Below are 22710 nucleotides of genomic sequence, written 5' to 3'. Positions count from 1 at the left end.
CCGAAGCACTCGGGCAGTTGCCGAAACATGAGTTAGAGATCCCATAGAGCCCGACAAGCCCCTGCCACGCCCGCTCACGCAATCGCGATCCCCCCGCCTCGGCTTTGCCACCCTGCAAAAGAAAAAGGGGAGGCTTGCGCCTCCCCAAGGGTGATCTGACCGGGCTCTCTTATTCGCCTGCTCGATTATGACTTGCCTGTCCCGGTCAGCGTGCCGTGTGGTCCGGGGGCGACGCCGCGCCGCCCCCTGTCTCGCTCAAGTTCGCATTGGCTCAGCTACAGCCAGAGGTGCCGCCGCAGGTGTTGCACTTCATGCAGGTGCCGTTGCGCACCAGGGTGTAGTTGCCGCATTCGCCGCAGGCCTCGCCTTCGTAGCCCTGCATCTTGGCCTTGGCGCGGGCGTCCATCGTGGTGGTCGAGGCGCTGATCGCGGTGGCCGAAACGCTGGTGACCTGGGTCGCGACGGCGCCGGTCGGGGCCATGCGCGCGCCCTCGCCGAAGCCGCCGTTCATCACCAGCAATTCCTGCGGCACCCGCTTGCGCAGATAGCCGGTCGAAGAGATATGTTTCAGCACTTCCAACGACTTGCTGGCCGCGGTTTCGCTTACTTCGCTGACATTGGCCTCGACCTGCTCCTCGCGCTTGTCCAGATCGTCGAAGCTGGCGCCCTGGGGTTTCACATGGGCCAGGTCGGTCCGGTCGAGATAGGAGACGGCCAGTTCGCGGAAGATGTAGTCGAGGATCGAGGTGGCGTTCTTGATCGTCTCGTTGCCCTGCACCATCCCTGCCGGTTCAAACTTGGTGAAGGTGAAGGCATCGACGAATTCCTCCAGCGGCACGCCGTATTGCAGGCCCACCGAGACGGCGATGGCGAAGTTGTTCATCATCGCGCGGAAACCGGCGCCTTCCTTGTGCATGTCGATGAAGATCTCGCCCAGCGAGCCGTCCTCATACTCGCCGGTCCGCAGGTAAACCTTGTGCCCGCCCACGCTCGCCTTCTGGGTATAGCCCTTGCGGCGCATCGGCATCTTCTCGCGACCGCGCGCCACTTCTCGCACGACGATCTTTTCGATCACCTTCTCGGCCAGAACGGCGGCCTTTTCCTGCGGCGTGCCGCTTTCCAGCACCTCGGCGGCCTCGTCGTCATCCTCGACCAGGGCGGCGGCCAGGGGCTGTGACAGCTTCGACCCGTCGCGATAAAGCGCATTGGCCTTCACGCCCAGGGAATGCGACAGCTCATAGGCCGCCTTGCAGTCCTCGATCGTGGCATCGTTGGGCATGTTGATCGTCTTCGAGATCGCCCCCGAGATGAAGCTTTGCGCCGCCGCCATCATCTTGATGTGGCTGTCGACCGAGAGGAAGCGTTTGCCCTTCTTGCCGCAGGGGTTGGCGCAGTCGAAGATGTGGTAATGTTCGACCTTCAGATGCGGGGCGCCCTCCAGGGTCATGGTGCCGCAGACGTGGTCGTTGGCCGCCTCGATCTCGGCCCGGGTAAAGCCCAGGTGGCGCAGCATGTCGAAGCTGGGATCGGTCAGCTTGGCCGCCGGAATGCCCAGGGTCTGGGTGCAGAACTCTTCCCCCAAGGTCCACTGGTTGAAGACGAAGCGGATGTCGAAGGCCGATTTCAGCGCGCCGTCGATCTTTTTCAGCTCTTCGGGGCCGAAGCCGTGACCCACCAGCGAGGTGGTGTTGATGCCCGGGCAGTTGCCCAAAGAGGCATGGCCCACGGCGTAGGAGACGATCTCCTCCACCTGCGCCGGACCATAGCCCAGCTTGGTCAGCGCGGCGGGAACAGAACGGTTGATGATCTTGAAGTAGCCGCCGCCCGCCAGCTTCTTGAACTTCACCAGGGCGAAGTCGGGCTCAATCCCGGTGGTGTCACAGTCCATCACCAGGCCGATGGTGCCCGTGGGGGCAATCACGCTGGTCTGGGCGTTGCGGTAGCCGTGCTTTTCGCCCAGGCGCACCGCCTCGTCCCAGCTGGCCATGGCGACCTTCACCAGCTCGGGCTCGGGGCAGTTCGCCAGGTCCAGCGGCACCGGCTTCACCGCCAGACCCTCGTAGCCTTCGGTGGCGCCATAGGCGGCGTTGCGGTGGTTGCGCATGACCCGCAGCATGTGCTGCGCGTTGCGGTCGTAGCCGGCGAAGGCGCCCAGCTCTCCGGCGATCTCGGCCGAGGTGGCATAGGCGACGCCGGTCATGATGGCGGTCAGCGCGGCACCCATGGCGCGGCCCTCGTCGCTGTCATAGCCCAGCCCCATGTTCATCAGCAGGCCGCCGATATTGGCATAGCCCAGACCCAGGGTGCGGAAATCGTAGGAAAGCTGCGCGATTTCCTTCGAGGGGAACTGCGCCATGGTGACAGAGATTTCCAGGGTCAGGGTCCACAGGCGCGTGGCGTGGATGTAATCCTCGGTCTGAAAGGCGCCGTCCTTGAGGAAGGTCAGCAGGTTCATCGACGCCAGGTTACAGGCGGTGTCGTCGAGGAACATGTACTCGGAACAGGGGTTCGAGCCGCGGATCGCCCCGTCTTCGGGGCAGGTGTGCCAGGCGTTGACGGTGTCGTGGAACTGGATGCCGGGATCGGCACAGGCCCAGGCGGCGTGCCCGATGTCTTCCCACAGGTCGCGGGCCTTGATGGTCTTGGCCACGGACCCGTCGGTGCGGTTGATCAGCGCCCAGTCGTCATCCTCCTGCACCGCCTTCAGGAAGGCATCGGTGACCCGGACCGAGTTGTTCGAGTTCTGCCCCGCGACGCTGGCGTAGGCCTCGCTGTCCCAATCGGTGTCATAGGTGGGAAACTCGATGCTCTCATAGCCCTGGCGGGCATAGTCCAGCACGCGCTTGATATAGGTCTCGGGGATGGCGCATTTCTTGGCGTCGCGGATGGCGGATTTCAGCGCCGGGTTCTCGGCCGGTTCATACTGATCGCCATCGGCCCCGTCGAAGCTGCGGATGGCGGCGAAGATGCCGTTCAGCTTCTCTTCGTGCATCTTCGAACCGGCGACGATCGAGGCAACCTTCTGCTCTTCCTTGACCTTCCAGTTGATGTATTCCTCAATATCCGGGTGGTCGGCATCGACGATCACCATCTTGGCGGCGCGCCGGGTGGTGCCGCCCGACTTGATGGCGCCTGCCGCGCGGTCGCCGATCTTGAGGAAACCCATCAGGCCCGAGGATTTGCCGCCGCCCGACAACCGCTCGCCCGCCGCGCGCAGCGAGCTGAAGTTGGTGCCGGTGCCCGAGCCGTATTTGAACAGCCGCGCCTCTCGCACCCACAGGTCCATGATGCCACCCTCGCCCACCAGATCGTCGGCGACGGACTGGATGAAACAGGCGTGGGGCTGGGGGTGTTCATAGGCCGACTTGGACTTGGTCAACTTGCCGGTCTTGTAATCGACGTAGTAGTGACCCTGCCCCGGCCCGTCGATGCCATAGGCCCAGTGCAACCCGGTGTTGAACCACTGCGGGCTGTTCGGCGCGGCGCGCTGCGTGGCCAGCATGTGGCGCATCTCGTCGTAATAGGCGCGGGCGTCTTCTTGGGTCGTGAAATAGCCGCCCTTCCAGCCCCAATAGGCCCAGGCGCCCGCCAGCCGGTCGAAAACCTGCTTGGAGGAGGTCTCGCCCCCCAGCTCGGCGCCCTCGTCCGGGACCGAGCGCCAGAGGAACTCGGGCACATCCTTTTCGCGGACGCGCTTCAGCTTCGAGGGCACCCCGGCCTTGCGGAAATACTTTTGCGCGATGACGTCGCTGGCCACCTGGCTCCAGCTTTCTGGCACTTCCAGCTGATCGAGGTGGAAGACCACGGTGCCGTCCGGATTGCGGATCTCGCTCGTGGTGGTGATGAAGGAGATGCCCTGGTAGGCGTCCTGCCCGGCCTGCGTAAACTTGCGTTCGATCTTCATTCGTCTAGCGCCCCAAAAGCTATGTACCTGACACAATCGGGACCGCTGCCACCTGCCTAAGGCCACGCCCCCACGCGACGCCGGGGGGAGGGCAGGCAAAGCAAGGGTGATGACCGCCCAAGGGGCGGACCCGGGCACCAAACACGCGCCCTGACTGACCTTTCAACTTTGCCCGCGAGGTCACAATATCTAGTGGATCCCCAGCCTGCCGGAACAGTCTGTGGTAAAGTCGGGCATTTTTCAACGCGGTTTTTACGTGAATTTGATCTTGACGCGCTTGCCGCCGGACGGGCCGATTCCCGCATCTCGGGGCCAGCCGGGAAAAGCCTTTCGGCACAGGGGGATTGGCCGATCCCCTCACCCACAGCCTGAGGTCGCGCAGGTGTCACCCAGAGGTCACCCCGCCCCGGCCCGAGGCGGGGTGACCACCATATGCACAGGGTCTATGCCATAAGAACCACCACATATGGCGAAAGGCGCCCTTGCGAATATGCGGCCCCGCGCCCCCGGGGACGCGAGGCGGAGAATCGCTCAATGCGGATCAGCCGATCATCCGTGCCATGACGTCATCGCGCTTGACCCGCTTGTGCCAGATCGCGGCGCCCGCATGGCCCAGGATCAGCAGCAGCATCAGCAGGGCCAGCGGCCCATGGGCGGCCGCAGGGGCCGTGGCCCAGTCGATCGCCACCTCGCGCGGGGCGAAGACCTGGACGCCGAAAACCTCCAGCCCCCGGGTGCCACCCCAGGCCCGCAAGAGCGCCACCGCGGGCACCAGCAGCATCAGCAGGTACAGAAGGCCGTGGCCCGCCTTGGCCAAAAGGCCCAGGGGGCCGCGCTCCTGCGCCGGACGGCGGGCGGCGTTCAGCACCGCCCAGATCAGGCGCAGCACCACCAGCACCATCAGGAGCACCCCCAAGGGCTGGTGCGTCGGCCCGACAAAGGCCGCCACCGCCGAGCTGCGCCCCAGGGCGTTCGAGGCCATCATGCCGATGATCTGATAGAGCAGCAGCGCCGCCATGGCCCAGTGGAACAACCGGCTGACCAGGCCGTAGCGGGTAGGATCGTCCATCAATCCCGGTCGTCGTGTCGGTGCAGGCATTTCATCCTCCATGCCGTGGCTGCGCGTCTCCGGGGGTGATACGTACACCCCCGGATTTTCCGTCGCAGAAATCGGCCCCCGGCGGAGGAGGACATGGGCGCGCGGGTCAGTTGGCCGCAGGGGCGCCCGCCGGGGTCTGGCCCGGGGTCAGGGCGGCCTGGATCAGGCGCAGCTGCGCGGGGTGGGCACGGGCCATCTCTTCGGGGTGCCATTGCACCGCCAGGATGTGGCGCGCCGCATCCTCGACCCCCTCGACCAACCCGTCGCCAGTGGTCACGGTCGCCCGGAAATTCCCGGCCAGACGCGCCACGCCCTGGCGGTGAATGCTGTTCACGCCGAAGGGTGCGGGGCCAAAGATCTCGGCCAGGCGCCCGGCGCGGGCCTGCACCTGATGGGCGATGGCGTCGCGCGGCAGATCGGGGCGATGCGCGTCCTGCCAGGGACCGGCGGCCAGGTTCTGGCTCAGGCTGCCGCCGAAATAGACGTTGAGGAACTGCATCCCCCGGCAGATCCCCAGGATCGGCAGGCCCCGCGCCAGCGCCTGGTCGGCCAGGGCCCATTCGGCGGCGTCGCGCGGCTCGTCCACCGCCTTCTTGATCGCCGGGTCCAGATCCTGGCCGAAGCGCGCCGGATGCACCGCCGCGCCGCCCGCAAAGACCACCCCCGCGATCTCGGGGGCCAGGACCGACGGCCCCTGCCCCGGCACCATGGGCACCGGGGCAAAGCCCGCGAGTTCCAGCGCCTCGACATAGGGGGTGACCGGCGTGGACGCCCCGACCGAAACCGCGATCTGCGCGCGCTGTGCCATGCTCTTGCCTGCCTTTCCTGCCCGGGGTCCGGCCCCGGATGGTATCGCAAAACTGAATACATTGCCGACTGGTCCGACCCGGCCATCGCAGCGACGGCGGGGCCCTCCAGCCCGCAGGCAAGGCCGATACCGCGCCCCGTCCTGCCCGCCGGTGATCGGGCAGCGCGACACCAAGGGCAATCCTATTGAGAAAACTTATGGATCTACCCTGTTTCTCAATAAGGTTTTCGCCCCTCGCGCCGCCCCCTAGACCGGGGTCATGCCCTCCGGTGCGTCCGGGCGGCGCAAGACCGAAGGAGAGACCCCGTGCAAGCCGATCCCCACCCCGTCGCAGAGGCCCCCTGGCTGCCGGTCACGGTCACCTCTCCGGCTGCGCCGCGCCTGCCGCTGATCGTGTCCTTCCCCCACAGTGGCGAGACCTATCCCGCCGATTTCGGCTATCGCGCCGAGCTGACCCGCGATCAGATCGACTATCCCAACGACAAATATGTCGACGAGCTGTTCGGGGCCGCCAGCGCCCTGGGCCTGGCCACGGTAAAGGCCAACTTTCCGCGCACCTATGTGGACGTGAACCGCCACCAGCACGACATCAGCGCCGCCATGCTGGAGGATCCCGACAGCTGGTACGGGCGGCTGCAACCCACCGCCGAGGCCTCGGGCTCGACCCTGTTCTGGGCCCAGGCCAATGACGTGCCGATCTATGACCGCAAGCTGAGCCAGACCGAGGCCAAGCGGCGCATCGCGCGCTATTTCGTACCCTATCACCAGGCGCTGACCCGGCTGATCGAACAGACCCGGCTGACCTTCGGCGCGGTCTATCTGCTGGATTGCCATTCGATGATGCGCCGCGACAGCGCCGCCCGGGGCGGCGCCGAGCGGCCCCAGGTGGACATCGGCACCCGCCATGGCCAGTCCTGCGCCCCCGAGATAGCCGAGGCCCTGGCCCAAAGCTTCCGCGCCCAGGGCTATGACGTGGGCGCCAACCGGCGCTTTGCCGGCGGCGAGATCACCCTGCGCTACGGCTGGCCCGAGCTGAATCAGCACGCCGTCCAGGTCGAGCTGCGCCGCGATCTCTACATGAACGAAACGACGCGAGAGCGGTCCGACCGCTTCGCCAAGATGCAGATGCACTGCACAGAGGCCCTCAAGAGCCTGATGGACGCCGTTGCCCGACGAGAAGGCATTGACCTTGGCGCCCGGACCCTTCCTTCCACCTGATATCCAACACAGAGACCCCCGATGAAGACACGCCATATCGCCCCCCTTTTGCTGACCACCGCCCTGGCCGCCGCCCCCGCCGCGGCCGAAACCCTGCGCCTGGGCTATGCCACCGCCCCGGTCAGCGCCGATCCCTTCCCCTTCAGCGACACCCAGACCGCCAGCCTGGCCGAACATGTCTTCGAGATGCTGGTCGACCTGGACACCCAGCCGATGCTGGCCACCGAATGGGAGTGGGAAAGCCCCACCACCTTCGTGATGAAGCTGCGCGAGGGCGTGACCTTCTCCAACGGCGCGGCCTTCACCGCGCGCGACGTGGTCTTCAGCACCTGCCGGATGATGTACCGCGTCGATGGCCGCCCGAACGTGCTGACCTCTTCGCTGGGGCCGATCACCAATGTCGAGCCGGTGGATGACCTGACCGTGCGCTTCACCACCACCGCGCCCTACCCGATCCTGATCCAGAAGCTGAAGTTCCTGAAGATCCTGTCGGCGGAAACCTATGGCGTGACCGATCCGATCGCCTATACGCGCGACGGCGACTGCAGCATTGCCGACCAGTACCCGACCCAGGCCGAGTTCGAGCAGGGCGAGGCCGCCATCGGCACCGGCCCCTATGTCTACGAAAGCTTCCAGCCCAGCGGTGATGCCGATCTGGTCGCCAATCCGACCTACTGGGGCGCGGCCCCCGAATGGGACCGGGTCGAAGTGCGCTCGGTCCCCAATGCGGGCGCGCGCACCGCGGGCCTGCTGGCCGGGGATTACGACGTGATCGACAAGCCCTCGGCCGAGGATCAGGCGGTGATCGCCGCCGACGCGGATTATGCCGTGACCTCGACGCCCGGTCTGCAAACCATCTTCTTGGTGCTGGACACCAACCCCGAGGGCGCCGTGGGGGTGACCGCCGCCGACGGCTCGGCCCCGCTGTCGGACGTGCGCGTGCGCCGCGCCCTGTCGATGGCCATCGACCGGGGCGCCATCGTGGACCGCCTGTTCCAGGGAAATGCCACCGCCGCCAACCAGTTCGCCCCCAGCTATCTGGCCGGCGCCGCGCCGGACATGCCCGATCTGGCCTATGACCTGGACGCCGCCAAGGCGCTGCTGGCCGAGGCGGGCTATGCGGACGGCTTCGCGATCCAGCTGTCGGCCCCCAATGCGCGCTACGCCAACGGCACCACCGTGGCCCAAGCAATCACCCAGTACTGGACCCGCCTTGGCCTTGACGTGACCCTGAACACCCAGCCCTGGGCCGGGTTCCGCAGCGAACGCGCCGATCACCAGCTCGGCGCCTTCATGTATGGCTGGGGCCACCCGCAGGGGCCGGGCCAGCTGATCTCGGGCGCCTTCGCGCAGCGCGATGCGGATCTGGGCCTCGGCTCGGCCAACTTCTCGTCCTATGACGATCCGACCTTCGAGGAACCGATCCGCGCCTGGGCGGTCGAGACCGACGCCGCCGCCGCCGATGCGCTGCTGGCCGAGGCCATGCAGGTGGCCATGGATCAGCTGCCGGGCATCCCGCTCTACTACAACCACGAGACCTGGGCGCATCGCGCCGATCTTGAGGTGACCAACGGCACCGCCGGGCGCACCCTGGCCAGCATGGTCCATTCGAAGTAAACCCACGACCCGCCCCCGCCCGCGCGCGCCGCGTGGCGGGGGCGATCCCCACGGAGCCCGGATCTGAATGCTGACCTACATCGCCCGGCGGATCGGACAGAGCCTTGTGCTGCTGCTGATCATGTCCGTCCTCGTCTTCTTCGGCATGTATGTCGTGGGTGACCCGGTCGAGGTTCTGGCCTCGGACGATTTCAACCAGTCCGACCGCGAGGCCCTGGCGGCGGCGCTTGGCCTCGACCGCCCGCTGCCGCTGCAATACCTGTCCTTCTTGGGCAATGTCGCCCAGGGGGATTTCGGCCAGTCCTTCGTCTATAACCGCCCAGTGCTGGAACTGATCCTTGAACGGCTGCCCGCCACCGTCGAGGTGGTGATGCTGGCCATGACCCTGGGTCTGGTGATCGGCGTGCCGCTTGGCATCTACTCGGGCCTGCGCCACCGCAGCCCGGCCACCAAGGCGATCAGCCTGGGCACCACGGTGGGCTATTCCATTCCGAACTTCTGGCAGGCGCTGCTGTTCATCCTGATCTTTGCCGTCTGGCTGCGCTGGCTGCCCGCCTCGGGGCGCGGCGACACGGTGACCCTGCTGGGCATCGACTGGTCCCTGTTCACCCGCGACGGGTTGAGCCATCTGTTCCTGCCGGCGCTGAACCTGTCCATCGCCATCATCTGTATGCAGACCCGCCTGACGCGATCCGGCACGCAAGAGGTGATGCACCAGGATTTCATGATCTACGCCCGGGCCAAGGGCATCCCGCGCCGCCGCCTGATCGGGCGCCACCTGATGCGCAATATCCTGATCCCCATCGTCACCATCACCGGGCTGGAGTTCGGCACGCTGATCGCCTTCTCGACGGTGACCGAAACGATCTTCTCCTGGCCGGGCATCGGCAAGCTGCTGCTCGATTCCATCTACAATGCCGACCGGCCCGTGGTCGTGGCCTACATGATCCTGATCACGCTGATGTTCGTGATGATCAACCTGGCGGTCGACATCCTTTACGCGCTGCTTGACCCGCGCATCCGTCATGCCTGAGGCCCCGATGTCCGACACCCCGTCCCCGATCCTCGGCCGCGCCCGCAAGACCTTTGGTCGCCATCCCCTGGCTCAAGCCGGGCTGGCCGGGCTGCTGGTGATCCTGGCCCTGGCCCTGCTGGCGCCCTGGATCGCGCCCCAGGATCCCTACGACCAGATGCAGCTGGACATCATGAACGGCCTGCTGCCGCCGGGGGCCGAAATGATGGACGGCTCGGTCGCCCGGCTGGGTACCGACTCGCTGGGCCGCGACATCCTGTCGGCGGTTCTCTACGGCAGCCGCACCTCGCTGCTGGTGGCGGTGATCTCGGTGCTGATCGGCACCACGGCGGGGGTCCTGCTGGGGCTCTTGTCGGCGCTGAAGGGGGGCTGGGTCGATAGCGTGATCATGCGGGCGGTGGACCTGACGGTCAGCTTTCCCGGCGTCCTGCTGGCCATCATGCTGCTGGCGATCTTCGGCGCGGGGATCGACAAGGTGATCCTGGCCCTGTCCATCGGCATCTGGGCCCAGGCGGCGCGGCTGGTGCGCGCCGTGGGCCAGTCTGAAATGAAGCGCGACTACATCGCCGCCGCCCGCCTGGGCGGGGTGGCCGAATGGCGCCTGCTGCTGCACTTCCTGCTGCCCAATTCCATCGCGCCGGTGCTGGTGCTGCTGCCCATGGCCTTTTCCGGCGCGGTGATCGCGGAATCCACCCTGTCCTTCCTGGGCGTCGGCGTGCCGATCACCCAGCCCTCGCTGGGGCTGCTGATCTCCAACGGCAACGACTACCTGCTGTCGGGCAAATGGTGGATCTCGATCGTGCCGGGCCTGGCCCTGCTGGCCATCGTTCTGTGCATCAACGTCGTCTCGGACCGGATCCGCGAACAGGCCAACCCCTATCTGCAAGGCAAGGAATGACCCGATGAGCGCGCTGCTGGAGATCGAGAACCTGACGATCCGCTACCGCCTGGCCGAGGGCGCGGCCTTTACCGCCCTGAACGCCCATTCCCTGACCCTGGCGCGGGGCGAGGTGCTGGGCGTCGTGGGCCAAAGCGGGGCGGGCAAATCCACCGTGGGCAAAGCTATCCTCGGACTTCTGGAAGAGAACGCCCGCATCACCTCGGGCCGGATCCTGCTGGACGGCCGCGACATCCGCCGCCAGGGCGCCCGGGCGCAAGAGGCGCTGCGCGGGCGGCGCATCGGCTATATCTACCAGAACCCGATGACCGCGCTGGACCCGGTGCTGACCATCGGCGAGCAGCTGCTGGAATCGATCCGCGCCCATACCGACAAGCGCGGCGCCGCCGCCCGCGCCTATGCCATCGAGCTGCTGACCCAGGCCGAGGTGCCGCAGCCCGAAAGCCGGTTGTCGAAATACCCGCACCAGCTGTCGGGCGGGCTGTGCCAGCGCATCGTCTTTGCCATCGCCATCTGTGCCCGGCCCGACCTGCTGATCGCCGATGAGCCGACCACGGCGCTGGACGTGACGGTGCAGAAGGCGGTGCTGGGCACACTGGAACGGCTGGCCCGGCGCGAGGGGATCGCCATCCTGTTGATCACCCATGACATGGGCGTGGTCGCCCAGATGTGCGACCGGGTGCAGGTGCTGCGCCATGGCCAGCTGGTCGAGGAAGGCGAGACACGGCAGATGCTGACCGCGCCGACGCAGCCCTACACGCAACAGCTGATCGCCTCGATCCCGCCGATGGACCGCCGGATCGAACGCTTCGACGTGCTGGAACAGCAGCAGGAGACCGAGGGCCGCGCGCGGGGCCTTGCCTATCTGAAGGCCGGCATCGCCGAGACCCCGGGCGGCGACAAGGCGGGGCCGCTTCTGTCGGTGGCAGGCCTGTCGAAGACCTATGCCCCCGACCGCGCCACCCCCGGCGCGGCACCCTTTCAAGCCCTGCGCGACGTGGGCTTCGAGGTCCGCCCGGGCGAGGCCCTGGGCATCGTCGGCGAAAGTGGCTCTGGCAAATCGACTATCGGGCGCTGCATCCTGCGCCTGCAACAGCCCGACGCGGGCGCCGAGATCCGCTTTGCCGGGCGCGACATCGCCAGCTATCGCGGCCGCGCGGGCACCCGGGCCCTGACCGGGGCGTTGCAATGCATCTTCCAGGATCCCTATTCCTCGCTCAACCCGCGCATGTCGGCGGGGCGCAACATCACCTATGCGCTGACCGCGCGCGGCGATCTGGGCCGGGCCGAGGCGCGACAGCTGGCGGGCGACCTGATGGAGGTGGTCCACCTGCCCCGCGCCGCCGCCGACAAGATGCCCCATGCCTTCTCGGGCGGCGAACGTCAGCGCATCGGCATTGCCCGCGCCCTGGCCATGCGGCCCCGGCTGATCTTCTGCGACGAGCCGACCTCGGCGCTGGATGTCACCGTGCAGGCCGAGGTGCTGAACCTGCTGAAGGACCTGCGCCAGGCCCTGGGCCTGACCATGGTCTTTGTCAGTCACGATCTGGCGGTCGTCCGTCAGATGTGCGACCGTGTGCTGGTCATGAGGGCGGGCCAGGTGGTCGAAGAGGGCCCGGTGGACGAGGTTCTGGTCTCCCCCGCGCAGCCCTATACGCGCGACCTGCTGGCCTCGATCCCGCGCCTGCGGTCCGCCTGAGCGGCCCCCAAACCGGCACGCCACCCGACCCGGCACTCGCCCCGAACGCAGCAAGTCCCCCCGTGCAGACCCGCAACATCCGCCGCCTGAAATATATCGAGGCCTTCACCGCCGTCATGCACACCGGCTCGATCTCGGGGGCGGCGCGCCAGATGGGCATGTCGCAACCCGCCGTCAGCCAGCTGATCGCGAATTTCGAAGAGGCCCTGGGCGCCCCCCTCTTCGTGCGCCGCAATGGCGCCATCTATCCCACCAGCCGGGCCGAAACCCTGCTGGATGACGCCCTGGATCTGCTCAGCCTGATCGACCGCATGGAAATGCGCATGGCGTTGAAGACCGACCGGCCGCTGTCGCATCTGCGCATTTCGGCCACCCTGTCGTTCATCAGCGAGGTTCTGCCCCGGGTCATCGCCGAGATGCGCGCGGCGGAACCCGAGCTCAGCTGTTCCGTCGCCTCGCACGCGGTGGACGAGATGACCCAGGCGGTGGCCGAGGGGCAGATCGACTTTGCCTTTCACACCCGGCCGCTGGAACATCCCGGCATCGTCAACATCCGCCAAAGCGACCAGCCCCAGGTCTGCATCATGCGCGCCGACCACCCGCTGGCGGAAAAGACCCGGCTGGAGGTGGCCGATCTGGGCGGCAATGCCTTCATCATGCCGTCGCGCCGCGATCCCTATTACCGCTACTACCGAGAGCTGTTCGCCCGTCACCGGGTCAACTACACCGTCGCCCTTCAGGCGCCCTTCGCCCGCTTCGCCATCGAAATGGCCGGGGTGCTGAACGCGCTGTCCTTCAACAGCGCCCTGATGGCGGCACTGGCCTGCGAACGGAACCCCGCCCTGACCTGGCGCCCGATCGAGGGGCTGGATGCGCGCACCAGCTATTACCTGTCCTATCCGGCGCTGATGGAGGGGACCCCGTCGCAGACCCTGATCCGCGATTGTTTCGCCCGGGTCCTGGATCGCGTCCACCCGGGCCTGAGTCCCCGCTAGGGGCCCCCCGCGCCGGATTAGACCTGCGCCCGCGGCGAAACCTGGGGCGCGCCCGAAACCGGATCGGCATAGACCTCGGCCTGGATGTCATAGACCCGGGACAACATGGCGGGGGTGACCACCTCGTCCGGGGCGCCCGCGACCTGCACCGCGCCGTCCTTCATCACCACCAGATGATCGGCGTAGCGCGCCGCCTGGCCGATGTCGTGCCGCACCACCACCACGGTGCGCCCGGCGGCGGCCAGCTCTGCCAGCAACTCCAGCGTGTCGTATTGATAGCGGATGTCGAGGAAGGAGGTCGGCTCGTCGAACAGCATCACCGGCGTGTCCTGGGCCAGGCACATGGCGATGAAGGCCCGTTGCCGCTGGCCGCCCGACAGGGCGCTAAGCGGGCGATGGCGCAGCGCCTCGACGCCTGCGCGGGCCAGGGCGCTGGCCACCGCCGCGTGATCGTCCGGGCGGCGGAGGCCCAGAAGGTTCTGATAGGGCGCGCGGCCATAGTGCACCAGCTGCTCGACCCGGATGGCGGGCGGCACCACCGGCGATTGCGGCAACAGGGCGACGTGGCGGGCAATCTGCCGCGGCCGGGCGCGGGCGATGTCATGGCCGTCGATCTCGATCCGGCCCCGGCGCAACGGCAAGAGCCCCGCCATGGTGGAAAACAGGGTCGACTTGCCACAGCCGTTCGGCCCGATCAGCGCCGTCAGCTTGCCCTGCGGCAGCTCCAGGCTGATGTCGCGCAGAGCAAAGTCGCGGTAGCCCGCGCTGACGCGGTCCAGGGTGATGGTCATGAGGCGGCCCCGCGTTTGCTGAGCAGAAGGAAGACGAAGAAGGGCGCGCCGAAGAGCGCCGTCAGGATCCCGGCCGAGATCTCGATCGGCGGCGCCAGGGCGCGCCCGGCGGCATCGGCCAGCACCACAAGGACCATGCCGGTCAGCATCGCCACCGGCAGCAACCCGCGGTGATCGCCGCCGACCAGCTGGCGGGCGATATGCGGCGCCATGAGCCCGACGAAGCCAAGCGCGCCGACGCTGGCGACCGAGACGGCGGCCAGCGCCGTGGCCAACAGAAGCAGCACCGCGCGCTCGACGCCCACGTTGACGCCCAGCCCGCGCGCATGGCGGTCGCCCAGCCGGATCAGGTCCAGCCGATAGCTGAGCGCCAGGGCGATCAGGGCCAGCGGCAGCAGCACCGGCGCCACCGTCGTCACATCCGCCCAGCCCCGCGACCACAGGGATCCGGTCATCCAGACCAGCGGCGCCGAGAACTGGTAATCGGGCGCGGTGACCAGCAGGTAGTCGACAGCGCTGTCGCACAGGAAGCCCACGGCGATCCCGATCAGCGCCAGCCGCGCCGGGCTGGCCCGGCGGCGCAGCGAGGCCAGCCAGACGATCAGCGCCGCGATACAGCCCCCGCCCGTGGCCAACAGCGGCAACCAGCCGGGCGACAGCCCCGCGATCACCCCCAGACACACAGCCAGCGCCGCGCCAGAGTTGATGCCGATCACCTTCGGGCTAGCCAGGGCGTTGCGCAACAGGGCCTGAACGATCGCCCCCGACAGGGCCAGTGCCCCGCCGGTGACCAGCGCCAGCACGGTGCGCGGCAGGCACGAATTCCAGATGATGAAGTCCTGGCGCGGCCCGTCGAGACCAAAGAGCGTATTGCCGATCACCGCCCAGGGCACCCGCACCGCCCCCGCCGAAAGCGACCAGGTGGCGGCCAGCATCAGCAACAGGGTCAGACCCGCGGCGACAACCAGCGCCCGGGCCGCGCCCGGCACGCGGACCTCGATTTCGGGGTCGATCCGGGCCGCGCTCATTCCAGCGCCTCCGAGGTGATGGTGAGATAGAGGAAATAGGGCGCGCCGATCAGCGCCGCCACCAGGCCCACGGGCACTTCGGCGGGCGCGGTCAGCCATTTCGACAGCCCGTCGGCCACCAGCATCAGCGCCGCGCCCAGGGCGGCCGAGGCCGGCACCAGCACCCGGTGATCGCCGCCGAAAAGGGCGCGCGCCACATGCGGCACCACCAGGCCCACAAAGGCGATGGGACCGGCTACCGCCACGCTGGCCCCGGTCAGCGCCGCTGCCGCCAGCGCCCCCAGGACCAGGGTCAGCCGCGGATCGGCCCCCAGCCCCCGGGCCGAGGCATCGCCAAGCGCCATCATGTTCAGCCGGTGCGACAGCAGGCCCGTCAGGGCGGCGCCGCCCAGGCTCCACCCTGCCAGGGCGCGGGCGTCGGACCAGCGCATGTCGCCGATGTCGCCCACCGTCCAGCGCAGCACGTCGCGCGCCAGGTCATCTTCCAGCGTGTAGGCAAAGCGCACCGTGGCATAGGCGAAAGCGCCGACCGCGACCCCGCCCAGCACCATGCGCACCGGGTCGATCCGCCCGGAAAAGCCCCCCGCGATGGCAAAGGTGGCCAGCCCGGCGCCCAGGGCGCCGCCGATGGCCAGCGCGTCCAGCGCCAGCCCGGTGGCCGCCGGAAAGGCCAGCGCCACCACCAGCCCAAGGGCCGCGCCCTGGTTGACGCCCAGGATCGCCGGAGAGGCCAGAGGATTGCGGGTGATGGCCTGCAACAGCACCCCGGCCAGGGCCAGGTTGGCGCCCAGAAGGGCCGCGACGGCGGCCCGGGGCAGCCGGATGTCGCGCATCGTCGCCAGGGCCAGGTCCTCGCCACCGCTGCCGGTGATCAGATGCCACAGCGTCGCCAGCCCGACATCGGACCGCCCGCCCGTGGCCAGCGACCCGGCGGCGCCCGCCAGCAGGATCAGGATAATCAGGGCGACGGGGCGCAAGGCCCCGCCACGCGGCCGCAAGGGCTCAGCTGTCGCCGTCGTCATCCCCGCCCACGATCTGAAGGATATCCGCCGCCGTCAGCTCGGCCGCGACCATGCCGCGCAGGCGCGACCAGTTGTTGGCGGTGACGTAATGCACCTGATCGCTCTGCACCGCCGTCAGCGCCTGCCACAGGGGTTCCCCGGCCCATTCGTCGGTTTTCGAGGGATCGGTATATTCGCCCAGGATCAGCAGGTCGGGGTCCAGTTCGGACAGCTGTTCCAGGGTGGTTTCCACGTAGTTGGTCTCATAGACGCCGCCCTCGCCCGGGGTCATCTTCGAGGAGAAGCCCAGCATTTCCAAGAGCGAGCCGTTGTAGGAGACCGGCGAATGCAGGTAGAGGCCGGTGGCATTCACCACCCCGAACTGCGCCGCCACGCCCGCCGCATGGGGGGCGATCTTGGCGGCGTAATCGGCCATGGTGGCCTTGTGCGCGGCGATCCGCGCCGCCATCTCCTCGGGCTTGCCGATGGCCTCGCCGATAAGCTGCATCTGCGCGACCGATGCGTGATAGTCGCCGCCCAGGCTGTCCAGCACGATGGTGGGCGCGATCTGGCCCAGGGTCCCGTAGGCGGCGCTGTGGCGAGTGGTGTCGGCGATGATCAGGTCGGGCTGAAGCGAGGCGATCACCTCGAGGCTGGGGGTCTTGCGGGTGCCGACCGAGGTCCAGCCCTCGCCCAGAACCTCGCCGTAGACGCCCATCACCCGCTCGGCCTTGTTGTCGTCGGCGATGCCCACGGGCACCATGCCGACCGAGGCCAGCGCGTCGATGAAGCTGTATTCCAGCACCACCACCCGCTGCGGCGCATCGGGCACCTGGGTCACGCCAAGGTCATGGGTAATCTCGCCCGCCAGGGCGCCCTGGGCAGAGCCGAGGGCAAGCCCGGCGAGGGTGGACAGCAGGATGGTGCGGCGCGTCAGCATGGGGCGGACCTCTCCGGTGCGAAAGCGTGAATGACAGTCGGCTGGCGAGGCCCCTGGGCGCAGGGCCGGGGCTTGGCTAATTCCTGACAAAAAGAATTATCTTTCTTGACCGCCCCTGTCAAAGCGGATTTTTTGGCCCCCGACCCGCCCCGCCGCCGATGCCCCGCCCGATCAAGGATCTCCCATGCCGCCCCGCAGCTTTTGTTCGCAGTTCAGCCAGCTGGCCCGGGAAGAGGCCGCCGGAACCGGGGCGCATCCGGCGCGGATGATCCTGATCCTCTGGCCCAAGGGCCGCTGGATGCACCCCATGAGCCAGGCGCGCGACATGGCCCCGCCCCTGTCGGAGGCCATCGCCCGGGTGCGGGCGGCGGGCTGGCGGGTGAACCTGATCGACCGCAAGACCGGCCCGGCGCCCCAGGGCCAGGCGATGGTCTTTCCCGAGGGGTTGCACTACGCCACCACGCCCGAAACCCTGCCCGCCCTGCTGGACGCGCTTGCCGCCGAGGCCCCCGCCCCCCTGGCTGCCACGCCGATCTCTGCCCCGCCGATCCTGTGCTGCACCCATGGGGTGCATGACGCCTGCTGCGCCAAGTTCGGCCATGCCACCTACCGCGCGCTGGAGGCCGCCGCCCAGACCAGCGGCGCGCCGGTCGAGATCTGGGAGACGACCCATCTGGGCGGCTGCCGCTTCTCACCCAATGTGCTGGTGGTGGGGGCGATGCGCAAATATGGCCGGGTCATGCCCCGCGATGCGGCGCCGCTGCTGGCGGCCGAGGGCGCGGGCCGCGCCTACCTGCCCTGCCTGCGTGGCAGCGCCCATCTCTCGCCCGCCGCCCAGGTGGCCGAGATCGCCGCGCTGCGCCATCACGCGGCGCCCGGCGACACGGCGGCCCCGGCGCAGCGGGTGGATCAGTTGCACCTGTCGGCGGGTCAGGCCAGGTTCCGGGTGGAGACCGCCCAGGGGCAGATCGAGGTCACCTGCACCGAGGTCACCGTCGACAGCCACGATTCCTGCGCCGATCTGATGGCCGAAGAGGCGTTGAAATCGCGCCGCCAGTGGCGTCTGGCCGGACTGCGCGCCCTGTCTGATTAGCGATAACGCGGCGGCGGCGCGGGGGGAAAGCGATCCAGCCGCAACCGGTGGCGGGCATCGGTGGCACGGAAGGCCAGGGCGAAGGCCGCCGCCAGCACCGCCAGCCCGCTGGTGCCCGCGATCAGGAACATGATCAGCATCTGGAACTTCGCCGCCTCGATCGGATCGGCCCCGGCCAGGATCTGGCCGGTCATCATGCCCGGAATGGTCACCAGCCCGATGGCCGCCATATTGCTGATCGTCGGCAGCATCCCGGCGCGCACCGCGTCGCGCAGCACCGGCCCAAGCGCCTGGAACCGGGTCTGGCCCAGAGCCAGCCGCGCCTCGACCATGCGCCGGTCGGCAAAGAGCCGCGCCGTCATCGTGTTCAGCGTCAGCGCCACGCCCACCATGGCACCCCCGGCCACCATGCCGAACATCGGAAGCGCCACCCGGGGCGCCAGCCAGGGCTCGGCGCGCAGGATCCCCGCCAGGGCAGGCAGCACCACCAGCCCGCCCGCCGCCAGCATCACCGAGGCGCCAAGGCCCCCGGTCCACCAGCGCCCCGGGGCGCGCTCTTGCCGCAACAGCACCTCGTAGCCCGCGAAACAGGCCATCAGCGCCATGGCCGCCAGGGTCACCAGGGGCGAGGACAGGGCAAAGAGCCAGCGCAGCACCAGCGCCAGCAGGATCAGCTGCGCCACCATCCGCAGCGCGGCAATCGCCAGGGTCCGCGCCAGACCCAGCGACAGCGCCATCGAGATGGCGCCGTTCACCAGCAGCACCAGCGCCGCCAGCATCACCTCTTGCGGGCCCAGCACCGGGGTCATGACGCAGCCGCCCCCTGCCCCGACCCCGCCCCACGCCCGGGCACCAGCGCCAGCCGGTCGCTGGCCAGCCGCGCCACCTGGGCCGCGTCATGGGTGACCAGGACGATCCCGCCCCCGGCGCCCAGGAAGTCGCGCAGCAGCGCCTCGACCGCCTCGGTGGCCTGCGGATCCAGAGCCGAGGTCGGCTCGTCCAGCAGCAACACCCGCGGATCCCCCGACAGGGCGCGTATCAGCGCGCCGCGCTGGCGCTGGCCGGTCGACAGCCGCTCGACCGGGGCGGCCAGCAGATCGGGACCCAGCCCGACGCGCGCGGCCCGGGCGCGGCCCTCGGCGTCCAGGTGATCGCCCAGGGTGGGATGCCAAAAGGCGGTCTCGGCGGCGACATAGCGCACCCGGGCGCGCCAGGCGGGGGCGGCCAGATCGACCCGCGCGCGCCCGTCCAGCCAGACCTCGCCGGGGCCGGGGTCCAGATCGGCAATGGCCCGCAGCACCAGCGTCTTGCCCACCCCCGACGGCCCGGTCAGCGCCAGACAGCCCCCCGGGGCCAGCGCCAGATCGACGCAAAGCCCGTTGGCGGTGCCAAGATGACGGGTCTTCAGCAAAGGAGGGTCCTTCAGCATCGCCCCCTTTCGGGGCGCCTGCCCCGGTTCTTTCCCATTGTCTGTCCCATGTCCAGCGCCGCCCTGGAGAGCCGACGGCGCCCCGCGCGGATCTGCGAAAGGATGGTTGACCTCTGCCCCGCCAGGGCCGAAGGATCGCGGCGAAAGGATCCCTCTTTGCGCCTGATCTGCCTTCTCTGCGCCCTTGCCTGGCTGGCCGCCGGTCTGGCGCCGCTTCATGCGGCGGGGATGGCGGTTGCGGGGCATCACGCGTTTTGCTGCCCCGAAGAGGCAGGAGCCGCCCATGAGAATAGCCACGGCGGCGATGGCCCGGAGCTGCCGGGCGGGTCGGTCTGCGATCATGCCTCGCTCTGCCTCGGCCTGGTGCTGCCGCCGCAGCCCCCCGGCCCCCTGTCGGACCTGCGGCCCGCCAGCCTGCACTGGCCCGACGGCGGCCGGATCCCCGAGAGGATGCCGCAAGCGGCCGATCCGCCGCCGCCGCGCCCCTGACGTTGCGCGCCGCCGGGCCGCCCGGCCCGACACCCCGGGGCAGATGCCCCTTTTCCGAACGTCAGGACGACCTTATGAAACGCATCCTCTCTGTCTCCCTGGGCCTTTGCGCCCTGGGCGGTCTGGCCTATCTTGCGCTGCCCGCGCAAAGCCAGACGCCCCCGCCCGCCGCCCTGCCCCCCGAGGGCGCCGCCCTGGTGGCGGTCACCCTGCCCGCCCGGCTGTCACCAACCGCAGAACGCGGCCAACGCGCCTTCGACGCGGTCTGCGCCGACTGTCACGGGTCCGGTGGCGCGGGCAAGATGGGCTATGGCCCGCCGCTGATCCACCCGATCTACGAACCCTCGCACCATGGCGACATGGCCTTTGTGATCGCCGCCGCCCGCGGGGTGCGGGCGCATCACTGGCCCTTCGGCGACATGCCGGCCCAGCCGGACGTCACCCCCGAAGAGGTGCAGGCGATCATTGCCTATGTCCGCGAGGTGCAGCGCGCCAACGGCATCCACTGATCGCCGCCCCCTTCCGGCACCCAGGCGGCGCCCTTCCCGGCGGGGTCCACCGATCCCGCCGGACAGCCCGAGCACCGAGATCAACCGTGTCGCCCAGCCAGGTTTTAGGTTAAGTAGAAGAGATGACGACGCAGACCCAAGCCGCCCCGCCTGCCGATCCCCTGGCCACCCTGCGGGACGAACTGGCCGATTTCAGCGCCCACCAGACCGCCGAGGCCCGGCACCACTTCCTGGGCGGCATCGCCGCCTTGATGCACGCCCATAATGCGACCTGGATCGCCGCCGTGCGCATGGACGCCCTGCCCGAGGGCGACCCGCTGAACGGCTGGCGCCCGCGCCTGGTCGAACGGCTGAACGCCGACAACGACACCCGCGCCTTCCTGAAGGCCAAGGCCAAGCAAGTGCATGACGGCAAGCCCGATCCTGTCACCATCCGGCGGGTGACCGGGGCCGGCACCTTCCGCGTCCACCGGCTCTGCGACATCGCCCCCGAGGGCTGGCAGCAGTCCGACTATTATCAGGCGAACTACCTCGACCGGGGGCATCGCGATTCGATCTGGGGGGCGATCCCGATCAGCCATGACCTCGAGATCTACGTGGGCGCCTTCCGGGCGCTCGACCAGCCCTTCTTCAGTGCCGCCGAGGCCGCCACCTTCGCCACCGCGCTGAAGGGGATGAAGTGGTTCCACCTGCAACAGGTTCTGGGCGAAGGCATCCGCGCCGCCTCGGCCCCGCTGTCGCCGGGGGAACGGCGGGTGCTGCACGGGCTGTTGCAGGGGCTGAGCGAACAGGAAATCGCCTTCGAGCTGTCGAAAAGCCCGCATACGATCCATGACCAGGTGAAAAGCGTGTTCCGCAAATACGGGGTGCGTAGCCGCCCGGCTCTGATGGCGCTGTGGCTGGGCAAGGCGCTGTCGAGCCAGAAGCTGGAAGACAGCTGAGCGCAGGGCGCGCCCGGGCGGCGGAGGCCCGATCCGTCGCGGGGACGGATCGGACTGCCTGCGGTTACAGGATGGCGCCGATGGTCTTGGCCTTCTCGACCGTCTCCTGCCATTCGGTGGCGGGGTCCGAGGCCTCGACGATGCCGCCCCCCACATGCAGGAAGATCTGGTTGCCCGAGATGCTGGCCGACCGCAGATTGACGTAAAGCCGGGTGCCCCCGTCCAACCCGCGCGGGCCCAGGTAGCCGGTATAGAACCGGCGCGTCGGCCCCTCTTCGGCCCGGATGAAGGCCCGGGCCTCGGCCTTGGGCATCCCGCAGACCGCCGAGGTCGGATGCAACCGGCCAAGCAGCCGCCCGAGTGCCTCTTGCTGGCCCGCCGGGGCGCTGAAGTCCGAACGCAGGTGGCAGAGGTTGGCGGCGCGCACCGTGTAGGGGGCTGTTTCCTCGACCTGGTCGAAGCCTTCGGCGGCAAAGGCCTCGCGGATGTAATCGGCCACCAGGGCCTGTTCATCGACGATCTTCTGCGGCCAGGTCAGGCTGGCAATATCGGTGCCCGGCTCGGGCCATTGGGTGCCCGCCAGGGCCATGGTGCGCAGCCCGTCATCGTCGTTGGCCAGCAGGATTTCGGGCGTTGCGGTCAGCCATGTACCCGTCGGCCCCGAAGAGACCAGGCAGACGAAGGCATGGGGGTGCAGCCCGGCCAGGCCCTCGGCCAGGTCCAGCAGGTCGCGATCCTGCGGCAGGTCGCGCGGATCAATGCGCGACAGCACGATCTTTTCGCAATCGCCCGCGCGGATGCTGGAGACGGCGCGCTGCACGCGGCCCATGTAGGCGTCGCGATCGGTCGGCTCGGGGCTTTCGCCCTCGGGCGTCTTGAGGCTTGCCGGGATGTCGGCCGCCGGATCCGTGATCTGCCGCTGCGCCGCGCTTACCGGCTGGTCGACCAGCGCCAGCCCGTCGCGATAGCGCGCGCCCTCCTCTGAAATCAGCACATCGGCCAAGAGGGTCCAGGCCTGGCTGCCGTCTTCGGTATCGAAGGGCGCCATGACGAAACCGGGGGCTGTGCGGTCACCGAAAACCGGCCCGATGTCCGGCTGCGTGGTCGAGACCAGCACCGTGAAGGAGGACCCGAAGGGATCGCGCCACACGGCAAAGGGCAGCCCGGCGGCGCTGGCGCGTTTGCAGGCAGCGCGCTGCATGTCATTGATTGGCAATG

Annotated in this window: 20 protein-coding genes; 10 read left to right on the top strand and 10 right to left on the bottom strand. The window is 68.7% G+C overall.

The window, feature by feature from the left end:
• Positions 1 to 271: 271 nt before the first annotated feature.
• The 3 genes from ACRARE_RS07730 to ACRARE_RS07720 all read right to left on the bottom strand — a co-directional run bounded on the left by ACRARE_RS07730 (position 272) and on the right by ACRARE_RS07720 (position 5811).
• Positions 272 to 3904, bottom strand: a complete 3633-nt coding sequence (locus tag ACRARE_RS07730; RefSeq protein ID WP_432655851.1) for a vitamin B12-dependent ribonucleotide reductase — start codon at positions 3902 to 3904, stop codon at positions 272 to 274.
• A gap of 541 nt (positions 3905 to 4445) precedes the next feature.
• Positions 4446 to 4973, bottom strand: a complete 528-nt coding sequence (locus ACRARE_RS07725; RefSeq protein ID WP_432655850.1) for a cytochrome b — start codon at positions 4971 to 4973, stop codon at positions 4446 to 4448.
• Between the two features lie 136 nt (positions 4974 to 5109).
• Positions 5110 to 5811, bottom strand: coding sequence for a gamma-glutamyl-gamma-aminobutyrate hydrolase family protein (locus ACRARE_RS07720; RefSeq protein WP_432655849.1), 702 nt, complete (start codon positions 5809 to 5811; stop codon positions 5110 to 5112).
• A 306-nt stretch (positions 5812 to 6117) separates the two neighbouring features.
• Between ACRARE_RS07720 and ACRARE_RS07715 the strand changes: the two genes are divergently transcribed.
• The 6 genes from ACRARE_RS07715 (at position 6118) to ACRARE_RS07690 (ending at position 13271) form a co-directional block, all read left to right on the top strand.
• Positions 6118 to 7029, top strand: a complete 912-nt coding sequence (locus ACRARE_RS07715) for an N-formylglutamate amidohydrolase (protein ID WP_432655848.1) — start codon at positions 6118 to 6120, stop codon at positions 7027 to 7029.
• Between the two features lie 21 nt (positions 7030 to 7050).
• Positions 7051 to 8646: an ABC transporter substrate-binding protein gene (locus ACRARE_RS07710; protein ID WP_432655847.1), complete on the top strand. Its 1596-nt coding sequence runs from the start codon at positions 7051 to 7053 to the stop codon at positions 8644 to 8646.
• A gap of 67 nt (positions 8647 to 8713) precedes the next feature.
• Positions 8714 to 9679, top strand: a complete 966-nt coding sequence (locus tag ACRARE_RS07705; protein WP_432655846.1) for an ABC transporter permease — start codon at positions 8714 to 8716, stop codon at positions 9677 to 9679.
• Between the two features lie 7 nt (positions 9680 to 9686).
• On the top strand, positions 9687 to 10577 hold the full coding sequence (locus ACRARE_RS07700) for an ABC transporter permease (protein WP_432655845.1): 891 nt from the start codon (positions 9687 to 9689) through the stop codon (positions 10575 to 10577).
• Between the two features lie 4 nt (positions 10578 to 10581).
• Positions 10582 to 12276, top strand: a complete 1695-nt coding sequence (locus ACRARE_RS07695; RefSeq protein WP_432655844.1) for a dipeptide ABC transporter ATP-binding protein — start codon at positions 10582 to 10584, stop codon at positions 12274 to 12276.
• 62 nt (positions 12277 to 12338) lie between these two features.
• On the top strand, positions 12339 to 13271 hold the full coding sequence (locus ACRARE_RS07690) for a LysR family transcriptional regulator (protein WP_432655843.1): 933 nt from the start codon (positions 12339 to 12341) through the stop codon (positions 13269 to 13271).
• Between the two features lie 17 nt (positions 13272 to 13288).
• Here the strand turns inward: ACRARE_RS07690 and ACRARE_RS07685 are convergent, their stop codons facing one another.
• From ACRARE_RS07685 to ACRARE_RS07670, 4 genes are read right to left on the bottom strand one after another with little or no spacing between them, the layout of a single operon-like run.
• A complete protein-coding gene (locus ACRARE_RS07685) occupies positions 13289 to 14062 on the bottom strand; it encodes an ABC transporter ATP-binding protein (RefSeq protein ID WP_432655842.1) in 774 nt (257 codons plus the stop codon).
• Complete coding sequence (locus ACRARE_RS07680) at positions 14059 to 15090, bottom strand: FecCD family ABC transporter permease (RefSeq protein WP_432655841.1); 1032 nt, start codon at positions 15088 to 15090, stop codon at positions 14059 to 14061. Before ACRARE_RS07680 ends, ACRARE_RS07685 begins: the two co-directional genes overlap by 4 nt.
• Positions 15087 to 16067, bottom strand: coding sequence for a FecCD family ABC transporter permease (locus tag ACRARE_RS07675; protein WP_432655840.1), 981 nt, complete (start codon positions 16065 to 16067; stop codon positions 15087 to 15089). The genes ACRARE_RS07680 and ACRARE_RS07675 overlap by 4 nt, the downstream gene beginning before the upstream one ends.
• A 25-nt stretch (positions 16068 to 16092) precedes the next feature.
• On the bottom strand, positions 16093 to 17031 hold the full coding sequence (locus ACRARE_RS07670; RefSeq protein WP_432655839.1) for an ABC transporter substrate-binding protein: 939 nt from the start codon (positions 17029 to 17031) through the stop codon (positions 16093 to 16095).
• A 184-nt stretch (positions 17032 to 17215) separates the two neighbouring features.
• On the opposite strand from ACRARE_RS07670, the gene ACRARE_RS07665 reads away from it, so the two are divergent.
• Positions 17216 to 18124, top strand: coding sequence for a sucrase ferredoxin (locus ACRARE_RS07665; RefSeq protein WP_432655838.1), 909 nt, complete (start codon positions 17216 to 17218; stop codon positions 18122 to 18124).
• On the opposite strand, the gene ACRARE_RS07660 is transcribed toward ACRARE_RS07665, so the two are convergent.
• Both ACRARE_RS07660 and ACRARE_RS07655 read right to left on the bottom strand, forming a co-directional pair.
• Positions 18121 to 18933: an ABC transporter permease gene (locus tag ACRARE_RS07660; RefSeq protein ID WP_432655837.1), complete on the bottom strand. Its 813-nt coding sequence runs from the start codon at positions 18931 to 18933 to the stop codon at positions 18121 to 18123. The two genes, ACRARE_RS07665 and ACRARE_RS07660, sit on opposite strands and share 4 nt — an antisense overlap.
• Entirely contained in the window at positions 18930 to 19535 is a 606-nt protein-coding gene (locus ACRARE_RS07655) for an ABC transporter ATP-binding protein (protein WP_432655836.1), read from the bottom strand. Before ACRARE_RS07655 ends, ACRARE_RS07660 begins: the two co-directional genes overlap by 4 nt.
• 174 nt (positions 19536 to 19709) lie before the next feature.
• Here ACRARE_RS07655 and ACRARE_RS07650 point away from each other — a divergent pair, with 174 nt between their 5' ends.
• The 3 genes from ACRARE_RS07650 (at position 19710) to ACRARE_RS07640 (ending at position 21492) form a co-directional block, all read left to right on the top strand.
• The gene (locus tag ACRARE_RS07650; RefSeq protein WP_432655835.1) at positions 19710 to 20042 is read left to right on the top strand and encodes a hypothetical protein; all 333 of its coding nucleotides are present in this window, start codon (positions 19710 to 19712) and stop codon (positions 20040 to 20042) included.
• Positions 20043 to 20116: 74 nt separating this feature from the next.
• Positions 20117 to 20551 carry a c-type cytochrome gene (locus tag ACRARE_RS07645; RefSeq protein ID WP_432655834.1) on the top strand — a complete coding sequence of 145 codons (435 nt, stop codon included), beginning with the start codon at positions 20117 to 20119 and terminating at the stop codon, positions 20549 to 20551.
• 122 nt (positions 20552 to 20673) lie between these two features.
• Complete coding sequence (locus tag ACRARE_RS07640; protein WP_432655833.1) at positions 20674 to 21492, top strand: response regulator transcription factor; 819 nt, start codon at positions 20674 to 20676, stop codon at positions 21490 to 21492.
• Positions 21493 to 21556: 64 nt separating this feature from the next.
• Here ACRARE_RS07640 and ACRARE_RS07635 read toward each other — a convergent pair whose 3' ends face one another.
• Positions 21557 to 22708 (bottom strand): chorismate-binding protein, encoded by a 1152-nt coding sequence (locus ACRARE_RS07635; protein ID WP_432655832.1) that lies wholly within the window; start codon positions 22706 to 22708, stop codon positions 21557 to 21559.
• Positions 22709 to 22710: the final 2 nt, after the last annotated feature.

The organism is Pseudooceanicola aquaeponti, assembly GCF_050897975.1.
Classification (GTDB): domain Bacteria; phylum Pseudomonadota; class Alphaproteobacteria; order Rhodobacterales; family Rhodobacteraceae; genus Pseudooceanicola.
Note: the sequence above shows the minus strand (reverse complement) of the source record. Positions and strands in the feature narration are given on the sequence as shown.